Origin of the sequence: Dyella sp. 333MFSha, from assembly GCF_900102405.1 — a bacterium.
Taxonomy (GTDB): Bacteria; Pseudomonadota; Gammaproteobacteria; order Xanthomonadales; family Rhodanobacteraceae; genus Luteibacter; species Luteibacter mycovicinus.
This window is the reverse complement of the sequence record NZ_FNBR01000003.1, coordinates 274,726-291,588: the sequence shown is the minus strand read 5'-3', so window position 1 is coordinate 291,588 and position 16,863 is coordinate 274,726. Positions and strand designations below refer to the sequence as shown.

The window sequence follows — 16,863 nt, the reverse complement described above, 5'->3', positions numbered from 1 at the left end:
CCCGCTTACCAGCGCACCGCGACGTCCAGCCTCGCGCCCTGATCCTTCCCTCCACCGCCGAAGCGACCCTGGTAGCTCGCGCCCACCGTCGTATGACGACCGATGGCGAAGGTCAGGCCGAGGTCGGCGATACCGGCGTTTCTCGCGAGCGGGGCGCCCTGGATGATGAACGTGTCGCCGCCATCGAGGAACCGCTGACGATCGATCGGCGTGAGATCGCCATAGGCGCGCTGGTAACCGAGCTTTGCGTGCGCGTCGATACCATCCCCGATCGACATGCTGCTACGCAGGCCGGCGGTGACGACCGTGGCGTTTTCACGCGTGCCACGTATCACAAGCGCCGCATCGGCCTGTTGCTCGGTGAACCCATCCTGCTGCGTGCGGATACGCGCGACATTCGCAAACGGTGTGAGCGAAGCGGCTGACACGGCGATGCGATAACCGGCATCGAGCCATCCCTGCGCAAGGTTGCCGTCGTAGCGCGCCGAGGCGTGATGCGTGGCGAGGCCCGGAACGTCGAGTCCACGATGCGCATCCATACGCTGCCATGCATACGTCGCGCCTGCACTGAGCTGCCACGCATCGACGGTGGCGGCGGCATAAAGGCCCGCGACGCGGCTCTTCGCGTTGACGCTGTCGTTGCCACTGCGCGTGCTCAGGTCGTCGGCACCGCCAAGCGCGCCGACGCGTACGCCATCAAGGTCACGGTCGAGACCGGCCAGCAGGCCGCCGCCGTTCGATCGCGCGCGTTCGAACCCGATCGCGCTGCTGCCGCCCGCGTTACCCCAGTGTCCCCAGGTGGCCGTCCATGCGGCGCTGCCGGGAAGCGCGTCATCATTCGAGGCGTCGAGGTGTCGCTGCACGGTGTCGCGCACCTGGCGCGCGTCGTCCGTGCGCGCGCTGCGCGACGAGGCGTAGACGGCGCCGGTAAGACTGTCGAGCGCAGGCATCACGTCGGCATGGTCGAGGACCGCCAGCGTATCGCAGAGCGCGCCGCCGATGCCCTGCGACTGAATCGCCGTGGCGGTCGATCGTGCGTTCCGATTCGTCGCCAGCGTCGCGAAAGCGATATCGTTGCGATCCAGTTCGAGATAGACGGCTTGCGCACCGTAAGCCAGCCGTGGCGTGAGGAAGGGCTTGTCGACGGTCACGCTTTCGAAGGTGCCAGTCACGCCGCCCGCTGCGGTCAGGATGGTATAGCGCGTCGACGGCTTCACCGTCGTGCCGCTGAAGCGTGCATCGACGAGCCCGCCTTGCAGGGTGGCGGTTCCGCTGGCGGCGATCAGGTCGCTTGCACCGGCAGGTGTCGCCGTCACGATATAGCGCGAGGCTGCCGCCAGCGTGACGTTCCCCGTAATGCGTAAGCTGCCGGTCGTGCCATCGCCAGCGACGCTGAGGCTGCTGCCGTTCGAAGCGACGAGTGCACCGATGGCGCCCTGACCCGTCAGTGCCGCGGCGTTCCCAAGCGTCACGCTCCCGCCAAGCGTACCGCGCAGGTCGAGCGTTCCGGCATCGACCTGCGTTGCGCCTGTGAAAGCCGAGCCATCGCCGATGGCGAAACTACCCACACCGCGCTTGATCAATTGACCCGTGCCCGACAGCGCGCCATCGAAGGTGACATCGTCGGCACGGTCGAAGACCAGCGTCGCGTTGTCGGCCACCGAGCCGATGAGCGAGCCCGCGTGAGCACCGTCGCCGACGATCAGTGTGCCGGCGTCAACCGACGTGCCGCCGCTGTAGCTGTTGGTTCCCGTGAGAAGCAAGGTGCCCGCACCGAGTTTGTGCAACACACCGCTGCCGGTGATGCCCTGTGTGAGCTCTAAATCGCTCGCAGTCTCGATGCCGCCTCCGCCGCTTCCCACGGATACGTGGCGATCGCTGGTGAAAGCTCCGGTGTTGCGCACCACGCCACCGTCCAGCGTCACCGCATTCGATGCATCGCCGAGGCTGGCATCGCGTGCGATGGACAACCGGCCGCCGTTGACGGCAACGCCGCCGCTCCACGTGTTGTCAGCCGTGAGCACCAGCGTGCCGGCGTCGGTCTTCGTGAGTCCGTGCGTGCCCTGGACGACGCTGTCGATGGTCGCGGTGACGTTTGCGCCTGCCGCCGAACCGTCGCCCACCCGCACATTGGCCAGGCCGCTGGCGTCACCCGCCAGGACGAGCGGCGCGCCGGTCAGACGATAGCCGTCGCTCATTATCTGCAGTCCCGTCACCGCGATGTCGCCTGCGCTCGCGTCCAGTGTCACGGTGCCCGCCGTTCCGCCGAAGACGGCGAAGCCGGGCTGCGGCGACATGGGCGCGGTGACGCTGCCGGTCGCGTCGGTGAAGTTCACTGAGGTGAGCGACCACGTTCCGTCTCCACCGCCCATCGTCGTGGCGGAGGCGCGACCGTCCGCATTCCAGAAGGAGAGGGTGGTGCCCTGCGTGCTGAGCAGGTCGATCGCGTGATCGGCGGCAAGATAGCGCAGGGTCAGGCGGGCCCCGGCCGGCGTCGAGCCCAGCTGAATGCCGCCGTTGGTGAAGGTGGCCACGCCACCTACGTCGAACAGCCGGTAGACACCGGCGCCGAAGCCGGACGACGTGACGAGATGGAGCGTCACATCGTCGAAGGACGCGTCACCACCGACGCTTACGCGATCGCCGATGCCCGTGTGGAGAAAATCCGCGCCAGGCGAACCGAGTTCATAGCTCAGGCTGCTACCGGACTGCATCGTCAGATCGCCACCGACGCTGAGCGTGCCCACGCTGTTGCCGGGGCTGATGCCGCCGCCGGACGCGATGGTCACATCGCCATCCACGCGTCCATGACCGGCCAGCGTGCCGCCGCTCTGCACGAGTGCATCGCCATGCAGGTACGCGACCGACCCGGCGACGGAGCCGACGGTCAGCGTGCCCTGCGCCACGGTGGTCGTAACGGTGTTGGTCGTGTGCCCGTCGATGATGAGCTTGCCGGTGCCCGTTTTGGTCAGCCCGGAGATATCGGAGATCGTGCCCGTGAGTGTTCCACTGCGGCCGGCGTCGACGTTGAACGTCACGCCGCTGCCAAGGCTGAAGTCATTGGCGACGGAGAGGTCGTCGGCGCCGAAGTCGAGGGCGAACTGGGCGCCCGCCACCAGGCCCGAGCCGAAGGCGGTGCTGCTGGTGGCACGTACGCGGGTACCCGTATCGATGAAGGTCGAGCCGCTGTAGCTGTTGTTTCCCGCGATGGTGAGCAGGCCACTGCCGCCGAAGGCGAGACTGCCGTTGCCCGACAGATTGCCAGCCAGGGTCTGGTCAGCCGAACCGACCACGCTGAAAACGCCCCGGTTGACGACATCGGCGGCGATGATGCGTGTGCCGCTGGTGGCGAACAGCTGAAGCGCGCCGGCATCGATCACGATGTGATCGGCGTTCAGCGCGCCGCTCAGCGTGAGCCACGCGCTGCCGGTTTTCGAGAGCGTGCCGATGGCGACATTGCCGGCGTACGTCGCATCGGAGGATTGCTGCACGCTGAGCAGTCCCGTCCCCGTGATGCTGCCACCCGTACCCGTCAGGTTGCCGAGGTTGTACGTCGCGCCACCCAGCTGCAGTGTGCCGCCGGTGATGTTGTATGCCGCTCGTGCGCTGTTTGACTGGGTCAGGGCCAGGACGCCGCCGGAGAGCGACGTGCCGCCCGTATAGGAAGTGTTGCCGCTGAGCGTCAGCGTGCTGTCACCACTCTTGACGATGCCGCCTGCGCCGGTGATAGCGCCCGACAGCGTGGCGGACTGACCCGTGGGAACGTCGAGACTGGTGGCGCCGCCGAGCGTGATGGCGTTGGCGATGGACATGCCGTTGGTGGTGAGGGTCAGCGCGTTGTTACCTGCCAGAGCCAGCGTGCCGCTGCCGAAGGCCGCGTTGCTGGTGGCGCGTACGGACGATCCGTTGGCGACCGTCGTGCCGCCGGTGTAGCTGTTGTTGCCACCGAGCGCGACAAGGCCCGTGCCGCCGATGGTCAGGTTACCGGTGCCGGACAGGTTGCCGCTGATCGTCGTCGCCGCCGTGCCGAGGATCGCCAGGGTGCCCTGATTGGCGATGTTCCCCCCGACGACGCGCGTGTTCGCGTTGTTGGTGAGCTGCAGCGTGCCGGCGCCGATGGCGAGTTGGGCCGAGGTCACGTTACCCGTGAGCGTCAGCGTCGCGGCGCCGGTCTTTTGGAAGGAGGCCACGCCGACATCGCCCGCGTACGTGGCGGCAGTGGACTCCTGAACGTTGAACACGCCCGTTCCCACGATCGAACCGCCGGTACCGGACAGGTTGCCGATGTTGTACGTGCCGCTTCCCAGTTGCAGCGTGCCGCCGTTGACGATGTACGGCGCACGCGCGTTATTGGACTGTGTCAGCGCCAGCACGCCTGCATTGAGCGTGGTGGTGCCGGTATACGTATTGCTGCCAGACAGGGTCAGCGTGCCCGCGCCGTTCTTGATGACGTCGCCGCCGCCGGTGACGGCACCGGCCAGTGTTGCCGTCGCGCCGCTGGCGATCTCGAAACGCGTGCTGCCACCCCGCAGAAACGCACCGTTGAGCGCCCAGCTCGCGTTGGCGGTCGCGGAAACGACGTCGAAGCCGGAGACGTTACTGGCTGTCGAGCCATTGCCACCCAGGCGTAACTCGTTGGATGCGCCATAGGCATAAACGTCCCCCGTCAGCGACGTGCCGGTCGAAAGGGTGAGGAGGTTGTTGCCGCCGTAGAGGTCGAGGGCATGAGCCCGTGCGCCCGTGCCGCTCAGCCCGCCGATGACGGTGCCGGCGTTGACGATGGAGGCGCCGCCGTTGTCGGAGACGATGCCTGCACCGCCGCCGCCCGCGCCACCGGTGTCACGTGCCACACCACCGTTACCTCCGGTGACCGTCCCCTGATTGGTAAAGGTGGTGGCAGGCGCCAGCCACACGCCCGCACCTCCGCCACCGCCGCCGGCGCCTTGCCGGGTGGGGTCGGTCGCTGCGCCGCTGGCGCCACCGTTACCGCCGACGATCAGGCCGGCATTCGTGAGCGTCGCGCCGTTCGCCAGCGACGCGCCGGAGCCGCCGCCACCGCCGCCGCCCGCACCACCGCCGCCGTCATCGCCACCGTTGCCGCCGCTACCGCCCCGAAGCGTCGTGCCTACGGGAACCGTGTTGCCCGCCGTCGTGAAATAGACCGAGACGCCGCCGCCTCCACCGCCCGCCGCGCCATTGGTCGAGTTGGCACCGTTGCCGCCGGTAAACGTCGCCGCGGCGAAGGTACTTGGGCCCGACGTGGTGATCGAGGCGTTCCCCCCGGCGCCACCGGCGCCGCCAGGGCCGCTGCCCGCCCAGCCCGCGTTGCCCGCGCTGCCGTTGCCGTTCGAGCCGTAACTGAAGAAGTTGAGCTGGTAATAGCCGCCGGCTCCGCCGACACCACCGCCGCCCGGTGAGCCGGATCCCGATCCGCCGGCACCGGCGTAGTTCTGGCGGGAGCCACCGTTGTCCTGGCCGGCAAAGGCGATGGCCGGCGTCACAGCGCAGGCGGCAAGAATGCAGAGCGTCAGGGTACGACGGCGCGGCACGCGCGCACCGTATACCGACGTGCGTGCCGCCGGGCGAAAACGGATAACCATGTGGCACGAACCCCTGCTGATTAGCGACCGCGCGCGCGCGCGCGTCCCCCCGAAGCCCTGCCTCGACGACGGGCAGAGCATCCCTGTGATCGCCGTCTCACGCACCCGTAAGTGCAATTTTGAGTGGCACCACCAAGTGTGACGCATGTCACATATTCGGTGTATCGGCGCCTGGCGGCTTTCCTTTACTGGCGGATTTCGATCGCAACCGACATGAGCTAAGGGACGTTCCGGTGTGGCTTGCAACCGCCAGCTCACCGGTGGGAGCTGAGCCTGTCAGCGTTTCACGCCTTGCGGCGGCGCAAGGCATAGCCGATCGCCAGAATCGCAAACCACACCGGGCTCGCGATCAGCGCCTGACGCGTATCGCTTTCCAGGGCGAGCAACACCAGCACGAAGGCGAAAAACGCCAGACACACCCAGCACATGAACACGCCGCCCGGCATCTTGTACGACGACACCGCGTGGAGCTCCGGGCGCTTGCGCCGGTACGCGATATACGCCGCCAGAATCAGCGACCACACGAACATGAAGAGAATCGCCGCCAGGGTCGTCACCAGCGTAAATGCGGTCACGAGGTTGGGCACCACGGCAACCAGCATCGCGCCGCCCAGCAGGCAGATGCACGAGAAGAGCAGGCCGCGCGAAGGCACCGCGGCCCTGGACAACTTTGCGAAGGCCGACGGAGCGTGGTTCTCTTCGGCCAGACCGAACAACATGCGGCTGGTCGAGAAGATGCCGCTGTTGGCGGACGAGGTGGCCGAGGTCAGCACCACGAAGTTGATCAGGCTGGCCGCGGCGGGGATGCCGGCCAGCAGGAACAGTTCGACGAACGGGCTCTTGCCCGGCACCACCTGGCGCCACGGCGTCACCGACATGATCACCACGAGGGCGAGCACGTAGAACAGGATGATGCGCACGGGGATCGAGTTGATCGCCTTGGGCAGGTTGCGCTCCGGATCGGCCGTCTCGGCGGCCGTCGTGCCGACCAGTTCGATACCGACGAAGGCGAACACCGCGATCTGGAACCCGGCAAAGAAGCCACCGATGCCCATCGGGAAGAAGCCGCCGTCACTCCACAGATTGGACAGGGAGGCGACGTGGCCATCGGGCGACCTGAACGCCCAGGCCACCATGCCGAAGCCGGTGACGATCAGTGCGCAGATGGCGATGATCTTGATCAGCGCGAACCAGAATTCCATCTCGCCGAACAGTTTGACCGTCGTCAGGTTCAGCACCAGCAGGAGCGCCACACAGAGTACCGCCGGTATCCACGGTGCCAGTCCCGGGAACCAGAACTGGGCATACGAGGAGATCGCGATCACATCGGCGATGGCGGTGATGATCCAGCAGAACCAGTACGTCCATCCGCAATAAAATCCGGCCCATGGCCCGAGCAGGTCGGTCGAAAAATCGATGAACGACTTGTACTCGAGGTTGGACAGCAGCAGCTCGCCCATCGCCCGCATGACGAAGAACAGCATCACGCCGATGATCAGGTAGACGAAGAGGATGGAGGGCCCGGCAAGACTGATCGTCTTGCCCGAGCCCATGAACAGGCCGGTACCGATGGCGCCGCCGATGGCGATCAGCTGCAGGTGGCGATTGGACAGGCTGCGCCTGAGGTGCTGCTCGGGGGGCTGCTCCGGCGAAAGGGACATCGGCATGCTCGGTCGGGACGGAAGCGGTGAACATACGGGGGTGGCCCCTATCCGGCAAGGATTCTCAGTCTGTCCCGACGACGTGGGGTCAGCGCGGCCTCACCACACTCGCCCCACCCAACACCTGAGGCATCACCCGCGGCAAGAACGAATGCGGAAAAATCGGCGTGATCGCACTCGCCTCATCCAGTCGGCGCAGTTGCTCATCCGTAAACGTCACCCCCAGTGCCACGAGGTTCTCTTCGAACTGTGCCGCGGTACGCGCACCCAGAATCGGAATCACCGTCGGCATCTGCTTCGCCAGTAGCCATGCTATCGCCGTCTGCGCAGGCGAATGCCCGACCTCCTCGGCGACCTGCTTAAGTACATCCACAATGTCGAAGTTGCGCTCGCTCAACCCGCCCATTCCCGACACGACGGCGGAGCGCGTGCCGCTCCACACGTCCGCGCCCTTATGCTTCTCGATGTCTTCGCGCGTGTACTTGCCGGTCAGCATGCCCATGCCCAGCGGCGACCAGGCGAGCACGCCGAGACCCAGCTCCTGCGCCATCGGCAGGAGATCGTGTTCGACGGTGCGCTCGATCAGACTGTGCTCGATCTGCAGGGCCACCAGAGGCGCCCAGCCGCGCAGATCGGCCAGCGTCTGCATGCGCGCGACCTGCCACGCCGGTGTGTCGGAAATGCCGGCGTAAACGATCTTTCCCGCGGTGACGAGGTCGTCGAAGCCGCGCATGATCTCCTCGATCGGTGCCAGCCCGTCCCAGACATGCAGGTAATAGAGGTCGATGTAGTCGGTATCGAGACGGCGCAGGCTCGCTTCCACCGCGCGGACCATGTTGCGGCGGTGGTTGCCGCCGGCGTTCGGATGGCCGGGCTCGGTGTTGAGCGAATACTTCGTCGCGATCACGGCGTTGTCGCGGCGGCCGGCGAGGAACCTGCCGAGCAAGGTCTCCGACGTACCGCCCGTGTAGAAATTGGCGGTGTCGATGAAATTGCCGCCGCGCTCCATATAGATGTCCAGCATGCGGCGCGATTCCGCTTCGGCGGCGCCCCAGCCCCAGTCGTCGCCGAAGGTCATCGTGCCCAGCGAGACCGGGCTGACACGCAGGCCCGAGCGGCCGAGGGTGAGGTAGTCGTTCAGTCGCTTGCTCATGGTCCACTCCAGCAACGGGAAAGAGGCTGAAACGATAGGCGCCCGATTCCGCTGGATAAATGGGGTTGCTCGCCATAGGCTATGAAGTCCGGCTTCACAATGGGGGTGCCCGATGTCGTCCGACCTGCTGCCCGCCATCGCCGCCTTCGCGCGCGTGGCTCACCACGCGAGCTTTACCCGGGCGGCCGCCGAGCTGGGCGTGTCGCCGTCGGCCTTGTCGCAATCGATGCGGAATCTGGAGCGGCGCCTGGGCGTGCGCCTGCTGGACCGTACGACGCGTCGGGTCGGCGTCACCCAGATCGGTCAGCGTTTCCTCGACGATGCCCGTCCCGGGCTGGACGCCCTGTCACACGCGATGGACACCGTGACCGAGTCGCGTGAATCGCCCGCCGGCCTGTTGCGTATCAACCTCGCGCGTGTCGTGGCGGATGTCATTGTCCTGCCGCATCTGGCCGCCTTCACGGCCGCCTACCCGGAGGTGGTCGTCGACCTGCATTGCGATAACACCTTCCTCGACCTGATCGACGGCGGGTTCGACGCGGGCTTTCGTATCGGCGAGAGCCTCGCGAAGGACATGGTGGCGGTACCGATCGGCGGTCCGCAGCGCATCGCGACCTTCGCCTCGCCCGGCTACGTCGCGCGGCACGGCCTGCCACGCACGCCCGCGGACCTGCTCGATCATCGGTGCGTGTCCATTCGCCTCGCGAACGAACGCAGCGTCATGCTCTGGGACTTCGAGCAGGACGGCCGTATCGTCGAGGTCGAGACCACACCCGCCCTCATCAGCAACGATGGCGATGTGCTACTCAGCGCCGCACGGGCCGGCGTCGGCATCGGCTGCCATTTCGAGCCGCTGGTGCGGGAAGACCTCGACGCGGGCCGCCTGGTCCCTGTGCTGGAAGACTACTGGCCCACGTTCGAGGCCTTCCATGTGTACTATCCCAGTCGGATGCACATGCCGCGCAAGCTGCGCGTGTTCATCGACTTTCTGCGCGAACGCCACGCGCCTGACGCTACCCGGGGAGCCATGCCATGACCGCCGATTATCACCAGGCCCTGATCGAGGCCTATATCGACGCTTACAACCGCTTCGATGTCGAAGGGATGCTGGTGACCCTCACTGATGACGTGCGCTTCGAGCACCATGCGGCGGGCGAGCTGGCCGTGGCGACGGATGGCAAGGCCGACTTCGAAAAGCTCGCCCGCGTCGGCGCCGCGCTGTTCGCCTCGCGGGCGCAGACTCTGGTCGAGCTACGCGACGAGGGCGAGGTCGTGGTGGCGACGATCGATTTCCACGGCGAGATCGCCGAGGACATCCCCGACGGGCCGGGCGCGGGCACCATCATCGAGATGCAGGGCACCTCGGAATTCAGCTTCCGCGACAGCAGGATTTCGCGGGTGATCGACCGCGGCTGACCGACGGCAGCGACTCAGGCGGCCAGCCGCTGCACGGCGGCGAGCAGGCTCTTGCGGTCGTAAGGCTTGGCGAGGTAGCCCATGGGCTCGCGAACCCACTCGTGCTGCTCTTTAGCCTCGCCGGACGTGACCAGGATCGGCATGTCGCTGTGGCGCGTGGCCAGTTCCTGACCCGACACCGTGCCGGGCATGCGCACGTCGGTGAACAGCAGGTTGGCCTTGCCCGTCTGCAGCCAGGCCTCGGCTTCATCGCCGTTGCGCGCGGTGTGCACCTCGTAATCCCCTTCGAGGATCATCGCGGTGAGTTCGCGGATGGCGTCATCGTCCTCGACGAGCAGGACGACAAGCTTCGGGTCAGTGGTCATGGGAGCGTACTTTCAAAGGAGTTAACAGCGAGGCAGATACCGGTTGCGACGTGAATCCGATGTCAATGAGGCTCCTCCGCCGGGTGCTATTCCATTGCGCCCGACGGGCACGCATCATATGACTTTTAAGGGGGATCACCATGACCGCACTCAGCCAGCGCACCATAGAAGCCATTCGCACGCATGAGTCCCAGCTGCTGGCGACCTGGCAGGCCAACCTCGAGACCAGTGGCGCGTCACGGGACTCCCGCATCAACCAGGTCGAGTTCGACGGCCAGACCCGCGACTTTCTCCGCCTGCTGGTCGGGGGTGCCAACGCGGGCGAGGAGAGCATCGCCAATCAGGAGTGGTCCGAAACGCGGGCCTTCCTCGAAAAACTCTCGCGCAGCCGCGCCCAGCAGGGTTTCGACTCGCAGGCCACGGCCAGCTTCATCTTCTCGCTGAAGCGTCCCCTGTTCGACCTGCTGCAGACCGTTTATGCGTCCGACCCGGTCGAGCTGGCACAGCAGCTCTGGGCGATTTCGGAGTTGCTCGACTCGCTCGGCATGCACACGATCCGTGCCTTCCAGAAGTCCCGCGAAGAGGTCATCGCCCGGCAGCAGGAAGAACTGCTCGAACTCTCGACCCCGGTGGTGAAGCTCTGGGAAGGCGTGCTGGCCCTGCCGATGATCGGCACGCTGGACTCGCAGCGTACGCAGGTCGTCATGGAATCGCTGCTCCAGCGTATCGTCGAGACCGGCTCGGAAATCGCCATCATCGACATTACCGGTGTGCCCACGGTGGATACGCTGGTGGCGCAGCACCTGCTCAAGACGGTCACGGCGATCCGTCTCATGGGCGCCGATGCCATCATCAGCGGCGTGCGTCCCCAGATCGCGCAGACCATCGTGCACCTGGGCCTCGACCTGCAGGGCATCGTGACCAAGGCCAACCTCGCCGATGCGCTGGCGCTGGCGCTGAAGCGCTCGGGCATCACGGTCTCCAGGGCCGACTGACGCCATGGACCGTATCCCTATCCTGCGCATGGGCGAGTTTCTGCTCGTCACCATCCAGGTCGACATGCATGACCAGCTGGCGCTGACGCTGCAGGACGATCTGTCCGAGCGGATCAGCAGCACGTCGGCGCGTGGCGTCCTGATCGACATCTCCGGACTGGATATCGTCGACTCCTTCATCGGTCGCATGATCGGGACGATCTCCGGCCTGTCCAGGATCATGGATGCCGAAACCGTGCTCGTCGGCATGCAGCCGGCGGTCGCCATCACCCTCGTCGAACTCGGTCTCACGCTTCCCGGGATCAGCACGGCGCTGGACGTCGAGCGCGGCATGAAGCTGCTACGCGAACGCGTGCACAACCAATGAGCGTACTCAAGAGCGGGTCGCAGGCTGTCCGCATCGAGCAGGACGTGGTTCTGGCGCGACAGACCGCCCGTAAGCTGGCGGTCGAGTGCGGCCTGCGTCTTGTCGACCAGACCAAGCTGATCACCGCGGCCAGCGAGCTTGCTCGCAACTGCGTCATCTACGGCGGTGGCGGCGACATGGACTGGGAGATCCTGGAGGAAGAGCGTCGCAAGGGCCTGCGTCTGGTCTTTCGCGACGAAGGTCCCGGCATTCCCGATCTCAAACTGGCCATGACCGATGGGTGGACCTCCGGCGGTGGCCTGGGTCTGGGCCTCACGGGCGCGAAGCGTCTGGTCGACGATTTTTCGGTGGAGAGCACGCCGGGCATTGGCACCCGGGTGATGATCTGCAAATGGACCTGACCTTCGATGGTGGCCTGACCGACGTCGTACCTGTCGAGGAGACCAGCCAGATCGGGCAGGCGAGGCGTGTCGCGCAACAGATCGCCACGCAGGCCGGTTTCGATGCCACTGACGCGGGACGTGTCGCCCTGATCGCCACGGAACTGGCCACCAACGTGCTGAAGCACGCCCGTGGTGGCGAGATTCACGTGTCCACCGTCCCCGGGGTCGGTACCCAGGGTGTCGAGGTCACGGCGGTCGACCGCGGTCCCGGCTTCAATCTGGCCGACTGTCTGCCCGATGGTTTTTCCACGGGCGGTACACGCGGCGAGGGCCTGGGCGCGGTGAAACGTCAGGCCGATGTCATGGACATGTACGCGGACGCACGGGGGGCGGTGGTGCTGGCGCGCGTGTATCCCAAGGGCTTCACCCGCGCGGACATTCGCTTCGGTGCGAGTCACCATGCCCTGCACAGCGAGCCGGTCTCCGGCGATGGCTGGGGCATGGCACTGAATGCCGACGCCGCGGAGATCGTGATGGTCGATGGGCTCGGCCACGGCGTCGCGGCGCACGAGGCCGCGCGCGCGTGCATCGACGCCTGGCGAGCGACGCCGTTCGAGGAACCCGTGAGCCTGATGGTCTTGCTGGACACGGCGATGCACGGCGGCCGTGGCGGTGCGGTAGCGGTCGCGCGGTTCGACCGCAGGAGCGAAAGCCTTCGCTACACCGGTATCGGCAATATTTCCGCCGGGCTGCATACGCTGGACGGTTCGCGCGGGCTCGCGTCGCATCCGGGCATCGTGGGCGTGCAGGCGCGTCGGGCGCAGGCGTTCGATTTCCCCGACGTGGCCGGCCGCCTGTTGATCATGCACAGCGACGGTCTGCAGTCGCGCTGGTCCCTGAAGGATTATCCCGGCCTCGGCACTCGCCACCCGGCGGTGATCGCGGCGCTCCTTCACCGGGATTTCTGTCGTGGTCGCGATGATGCGACCGTCCTTGCGATACGACTGGATGCCACGGTATGAGCGATCACGAAGAGATCGAACGCCTGCGCGCCGAAAACGACGCGCTGCGGGCGGAGCTGGAAGAAACCAACCAGGGCGTGCTCGCGTTGTACGCGGAGCTCGACTCCCAGGCCGAACAGTTGCGCCAGGCCTCGGAGCTGAAAAGCCGGTTCCTGTCGTACATGAGCCACGAGTTCCGTACACCGCTCGGTTCCATCCTGAGCATGACGCGTCTGCTGGACGACGAACTCGACGGCCCACTCACGGATGAACAGCATAAGCAGCTGGGCTTCGTCAGCGGTGCGGCGCGCGAGCTCAGCGATATGGTCGACGACCTGCTCGACCTGGCCAAGATCGAGGCTGGCCGGATCACCATCTCGCCGGCATGGTTCGAACTGATGGACCTGTTCACCGCGTTGCGTGGCATGTTCCGTCCTATCGTCGATGCGACGGATGCCGACCTCATCTTCGATGCGCCCGAGGGCATGCCGAAGCTCTATACCGACGACAAGAAGCTGGCTCAGATTCTGCGCAATTTCGTCTCCAACGCACTCAAGTTCACGCCGCGCGGGGAAGTGCGCGTCACGGCGAAAATGGAAGAGGGTAACTTCGTTCGCTTCGCCGTCAGCGATACCGGCATCGGTATCCCCGAAGACCTGCAAGGGATCCTGTTCGAGGACTTCACCCAGATCGACTCGCCGCTGCAGAAGCGCGTTCGCGGCTCCGGTCTCGGCCTGTCGCTGTGTCGTCAGTTCGCCCACCTGCTCGGCGGGGAAGTCGGTCTGGAGAGCACGCCCGGTGTCGGTTCCGTGTTCCACGTCGTGTTGCCGCTGAAGCTGCCGGCGGAGGCGATCGATGCCGCGCAATAACCGTATCCTGATCGTCGACGATAACGCCGCCACGCGCTACGCGATGCGGCGCACCGTCGAACGGCACGGCTACACCGTGCTCGAGGCAGGGACGGGGACCGAAGGTCTCGCGATGATCGCGGGCAACGACATCGCCTGCCTCGTGCTTGACGTGAACCTGCCCGACATGAGCGGTTTCGATATCGTGCGCAAGCTGCGCGATACACCCGAAACGCTGTTGCTTCCCGTCGTGCACGTGTCCGCGGCGTCGATCGAAACGGGCGACATGATCACCGGCCTGGAAAACGGCGCGGATGCGTATCTCGTGCATCCGGTCGACCCCGATGTCCTGCTGGCGACGATCCGCACGCTCGTACGCGTGCGCGACACCGAACTGGCGCTGCGCGAGTCCGAGGCCCGCTTCCGCGAGATATTCACCAGCATCGCCGCGCCCATCGCCGTCGTGGATGCCAGCCTGTCCGTCGTCGAGTCCAACGAGGCGTTCCGTCGCCTCGTCGGTGAGGCCGGCGGAACGGACCAGCTCGATGGCTGCTTCGACGTGGGCCAGGATGAGCTGCTGGCGCAGATGCGCCTGCACGTCGCCGACAAGCATCGCTGGCGCGGCGTGCTGTGCATGAAATCCCGCACGGGCATCCGCGAAACCGAGTGGCGGATGACCCCGCACCGCGACGACACCGGTCTGGTCTTCGTCGACGACGTCACCGAACAGCGCCGGCGCGAGCGCGAGCAGCTCGAACAGATCGACACCGCGACGATGCAGCTGGCGCTGGAGATCGCCGAGCGCGAACGTACCGAGTCACAGCTGGTGCAGGCGCAGAAAATGGACGCGCTGGGCAAGCTCACCGGCGGCATCGCGCATGACTTCAACAATCTGCTGACCAGCATCATCACGGGTATCGACCTGATCAACCGCCAGGTCGAATCCGGCAAGCCGGAAGGCGTGCAACGATTCGCCGACGCCGCACTGGGCTCCGCCCGTCGTGCGGCCGCACTGACGCATCGTCTGCTTGCCTTCGCGCGTCAGCAGCCACTCAACACGCGCTCCACGGACGTCAACGAGCGCATCCTGTCGCTCGAAGACATGTTGCGCCGGACCATCGGTGAGCACGTGACGCTGGACCTGTTCCTCTCATCCACGCCGGTGATCGCCAGCGTGGATGCCAACCAGCTCGAGAACGCGGTGATCAATCTGGTGATCAACGCGCGCGATGCCATGCCCGGCGGAGGCACGGTCCGTGTGTCGACGCGACTCACTCATGTGAGCGGCGACGCCGAGCTGCCCAGCGGCGACTACGTGATGCTGACGGTCTCGGACAACGGGTCGGGTATCGAGCCGTCCATCCTGGATAAGGTCTTCGAACCGTTCTTCACCACCAAGCCGGTGGGGCAGGGTACGGGCCTGGGGCTGTCGATGATTTACGGCTTCGCGCGCCAGTCCGGCGGCCATGCGCGGATCAGCAGCGTCGTCGGGGAAGGCACGGACGTGTTCCTGCTCCTGCCGGTCGGCGAGGGCGAGGTCGTCACGCCGACGCCGCACCGCGGTCCCCTGGCGGGCGGCAACGGCGAGCGCGTCCTGATCGTCGAGGACACCGAGTCGGTGCGCATGATGGCCCTGGAGATCCTTACCGAGGCCGGCTACGTCTGTGTCGCTACGGAAGATACGGGCGAGGCACTGCGCATCCTCCGCGGAGACGACGATATCGACCTTCTGCTGACCGACATCGGCATGCCCGGCATGGACGGGCGGGAGCTCGCCGATGTCGGCCGGGCTTGGCGGCCGACGCTGCCGGTGCTGTTCATGACGGGCTATGCGGAAAGCGCCGCCGAGCGCACGGGTTTTCTCGGTCCCGGCATGGACATGATCACCAAGCCGTTCGAGATCGACGGCCTGCTCGAGCGTGTGCGACACATGCTTGGCTGAAGCGGGGTTCGTTGCCCCGCGTTCGCGCGACGACGACGGTTCGTCGACCGGAGATGCGGATGCTGACTTATTCAGCATCTTTTCTTCAGGAGACCTTCCATGACCGACGACTTTTCCGCGTCACGGCGTCGCATCGTCCAGACCGCGTCACTCGGTGCGGCCGCCGCCGCTTTTGCCGGCCCCACCTTTGCCGCCGTCGGTGCGACGGCTACGGGGGTGGGTGGCACGCGCGGGCTGGTGGACCCCCGCGAGGGTTTTCCGAAACCACCCTTCGCGGCACAGAATCAGCCGTGGCCCGGCCTTGCCGGCAAAATGAATCCCCGGCCCGATCACGGCGAAACCAGCTATAAGGGCAGCGGTCGGCTTGCCGGCCGTAAGGCGCTGATCACAGGCGGCGATTCCGGCATCGGCCGTGCCGTCGCGATCGCGTACGCTCGTGAAGGCGCCGACGTCGCCATCAGTTACCTGCCGGATGAAGAGGCGGATGCGAAGGAAGTCATCGACCTGATCCGCAAGGCGGGACGCAAAGGCGTAGCCCTTCCCGGCGACATCCGTGATGAAAACTGGTGCCAGCAGCTCGTGCAGAAAGCCGTCGATGGCCTCGGTGGCCTGGATATCCTGGTGAATAACGCGGGGCGCCAGCACAGCTTCGACTCCATCCTCGACATCTCCACCGAGTATTTCGACTGGACGATGAAGACCAATCTCTACGCGTTGTTCTGGATCACCAAGGCCGCCGTGCCGCATCTGCCGCCGGGTGCCGCCATCGTCAATACGACCTCGGTCAATGCGTACAGCCCTTCGGCCAACCTGCTCGATTACGCCACCACCAAGGGCGGAATCATGATTTTCACGAAGGCGCTGGCGAAGCAGCTGATCAAGAAGGGCATCCGTGTGAACGGCGTCGCGCCGGGCCCGTTCTGGACGCCGCTGCAGGTGTCCGGTGGCCAGACCGAAGAGAATCTGAAGAAATTCGGTGCGGATACGCCCATGGGTCGTCCCGGCCAGCCTGCCGAAATCGCGCCCATCTACGTGCAGCTCGCATCGTCCGAAGCGAGCTACGAAACCGGGCAGATCGTGGGTGCCTCCGGCGGTGCGGGCAATCCATAAGGCAACTGCCAAAAACGCGGAT

The 16,863-nt window shown here is 66.0% G+C and carries 13 protein-coding genes; 9 read left to right on the top strand and 4 right to left on the bottom strand.

Features of this window, described 5'->3' with window-relative positions:
- Positions 1-5: 5 nt before the first annotated feature.
- The 3 genes from BLT40_RS14680 to BLT40_RS14670 all read right to left on the bottom strand — a co-directional run bounded on the left by BLT40_RS14680 (position 6) and on the right by BLT40_RS14670 (position 8,414).
- On the bottom strand, positions 6-5,600 hold the full coding sequence (locus BLT40_RS14680) for an autotransporter-associated beta strand repeat-containing protein (RefSeq protein WP_090354404.1): 5,595 nt from the start codon (positions 5,598-5,600) through the stop codon (positions 6-8).
- A 284-nt stretch (positions 5,601-5,884) separates the two neighbouring features.
- A complete protein-coding gene (gene cycA / locus BLT40_RS14675) occupies positions 5,885-7,261 on the bottom strand; it encodes a D-serine/D-alanine/glycine transporter (RefSeq protein ID WP_255364024.1) in 1,377 nt (458 codons plus the stop codon).
- 88 nt (positions 7,262-7,349) lie between these two features.
- Positions 7,350-8,414 carry an aldo/keto reductase gene (locus BLT40_RS14670; RefSeq protein ID WP_090354398.1) on the bottom strand — a complete coding sequence of 355 codons (1,065 nt, stop codon included), beginning with the start codon at positions 8,412-8,414 and terminating at the stop codon, positions 7,350-7,352.
- A gap of 112 nt (positions 8,415-8,526) precedes the next feature.
- Between BLT40_RS14670 and BLT40_RS14665 the strand changes: the two genes are divergently transcribed.
- Both BLT40_RS14665 and BLT40_RS14660 read left to right on the top strand, forming a co-directional pair.
- Complete coding sequence (locus tag BLT40_RS14665; protein ID WP_090354396.1) at positions 8,527-9,450, top strand: LysR family transcriptional regulator; 924 nt, start codon at positions 8,527-8,529, stop codon at positions 9,448-9,450.
- Positions 9,447-9,830, top strand: coding sequence for a nuclear transport factor 2 family protein (locus BLT40_RS14660; protein ID WP_090354394.1), 384 nt, complete (start codon positions 9,447-9,449; stop codon positions 9,828-9,830). Before BLT40_RS14665 ends, BLT40_RS14660 begins: the two co-directional genes overlap by 4 nt.
- A 14-nt stretch (positions 9,831-9,844) precedes the next feature.
- Here BLT40_RS14660 and BLT40_RS14655 read toward each other — a convergent pair whose 3' ends face one another.
- Positions 9,845-10,195, bottom strand: a complete 351-nt coding sequence (locus BLT40_RS14655) for a response regulator (protein ID WP_079521769.1) — start codon at positions 10,193-10,195, stop codon at positions 9,845-9,847.
- Positions 10,196-10,335: 140 nt separating this feature from the next.
- Between BLT40_RS14655 and BLT40_RS14650 the strand changes: the two genes are divergently transcribed.
- The 7 genes from BLT40_RS14650 to BLT40_RS14620 all read left to right on the top strand — a co-directional run bounded on the left by BLT40_RS14650 (position 10,336) and on the right by BLT40_RS14620 (position 16,841).
- On the top strand, positions 10,336-11,190 hold the full coding sequence (locus BLT40_RS14650; protein ID WP_090354391.1) for an STAS domain-containing protein: 855 nt from the start codon (positions 10,336-10,338) through the stop codon (positions 11,188-11,190).
- A 4-nt stretch (positions 11,191-11,194) separates the two neighbouring features.
- Positions 11,195-11,557, top strand: coding sequence for an STAS domain-containing protein (locus tag BLT40_RS14645; RefSeq protein ID WP_079521767.1), 363 nt, complete (start codon positions 11,195-11,197; stop codon positions 11,555-11,557).
- Positions 11,554-11,958 (top strand): anti-sigma regulatory factor, encoded by a 405-nt coding sequence (locus BLT40_RS14640; RefSeq protein ID WP_079521766.1) that lies wholly within the window; start codon positions 11,554-11,556, stop codon positions 11,956-11,958. Before BLT40_RS14645 ends, BLT40_RS14640 begins: the two co-directional genes overlap by 4 nt.
- Entirely contained in the window at positions 11,949-12,962 is a 1,014-nt protein-coding gene (locus BLT40_RS14635) for an ATP-binding protein (protein WP_218124567.1), read from the top strand. The genes BLT40_RS14640 and BLT40_RS14635 overlap by 10 nt, the downstream gene beginning before the upstream one ends.
- The gene (locus BLT40_RS14630; protein WP_079521764.1) at positions 12,959-13,810 is read left to right on the top strand and encodes an ATP-binding protein; all 852 of its coding nucleotides are present in this window, start codon (positions 12,959-12,961) and stop codon (positions 13,808-13,810) included. The genes BLT40_RS14635 and BLT40_RS14630 overlap by 4 nt, the downstream gene beginning before the upstream one ends.
- A complete protein-coding gene (locus BLT40_RS14625) occupies positions 13,797-15,731 on the top strand; it encodes a response regulator (RefSeq protein ID WP_090354388.1) in 1,935 nt (644 codons plus the stop codon). The genes BLT40_RS14630 and BLT40_RS14625 overlap by 14 nt, the downstream gene beginning before the upstream one ends.
- 99 nt (positions 15,732-15,830) lie before the next feature.
- Positions 15,831-16,841, top strand: a complete 1,011-nt coding sequence (locus BLT40_RS14620) for an SDR family oxidoreductase (RefSeq protein ID WP_090354385.1) — start codon at positions 15,831-15,833, stop codon at positions 16,839-16,841.
- Positions 16,842-16,863 lie beyond the last annotated feature (22 nt).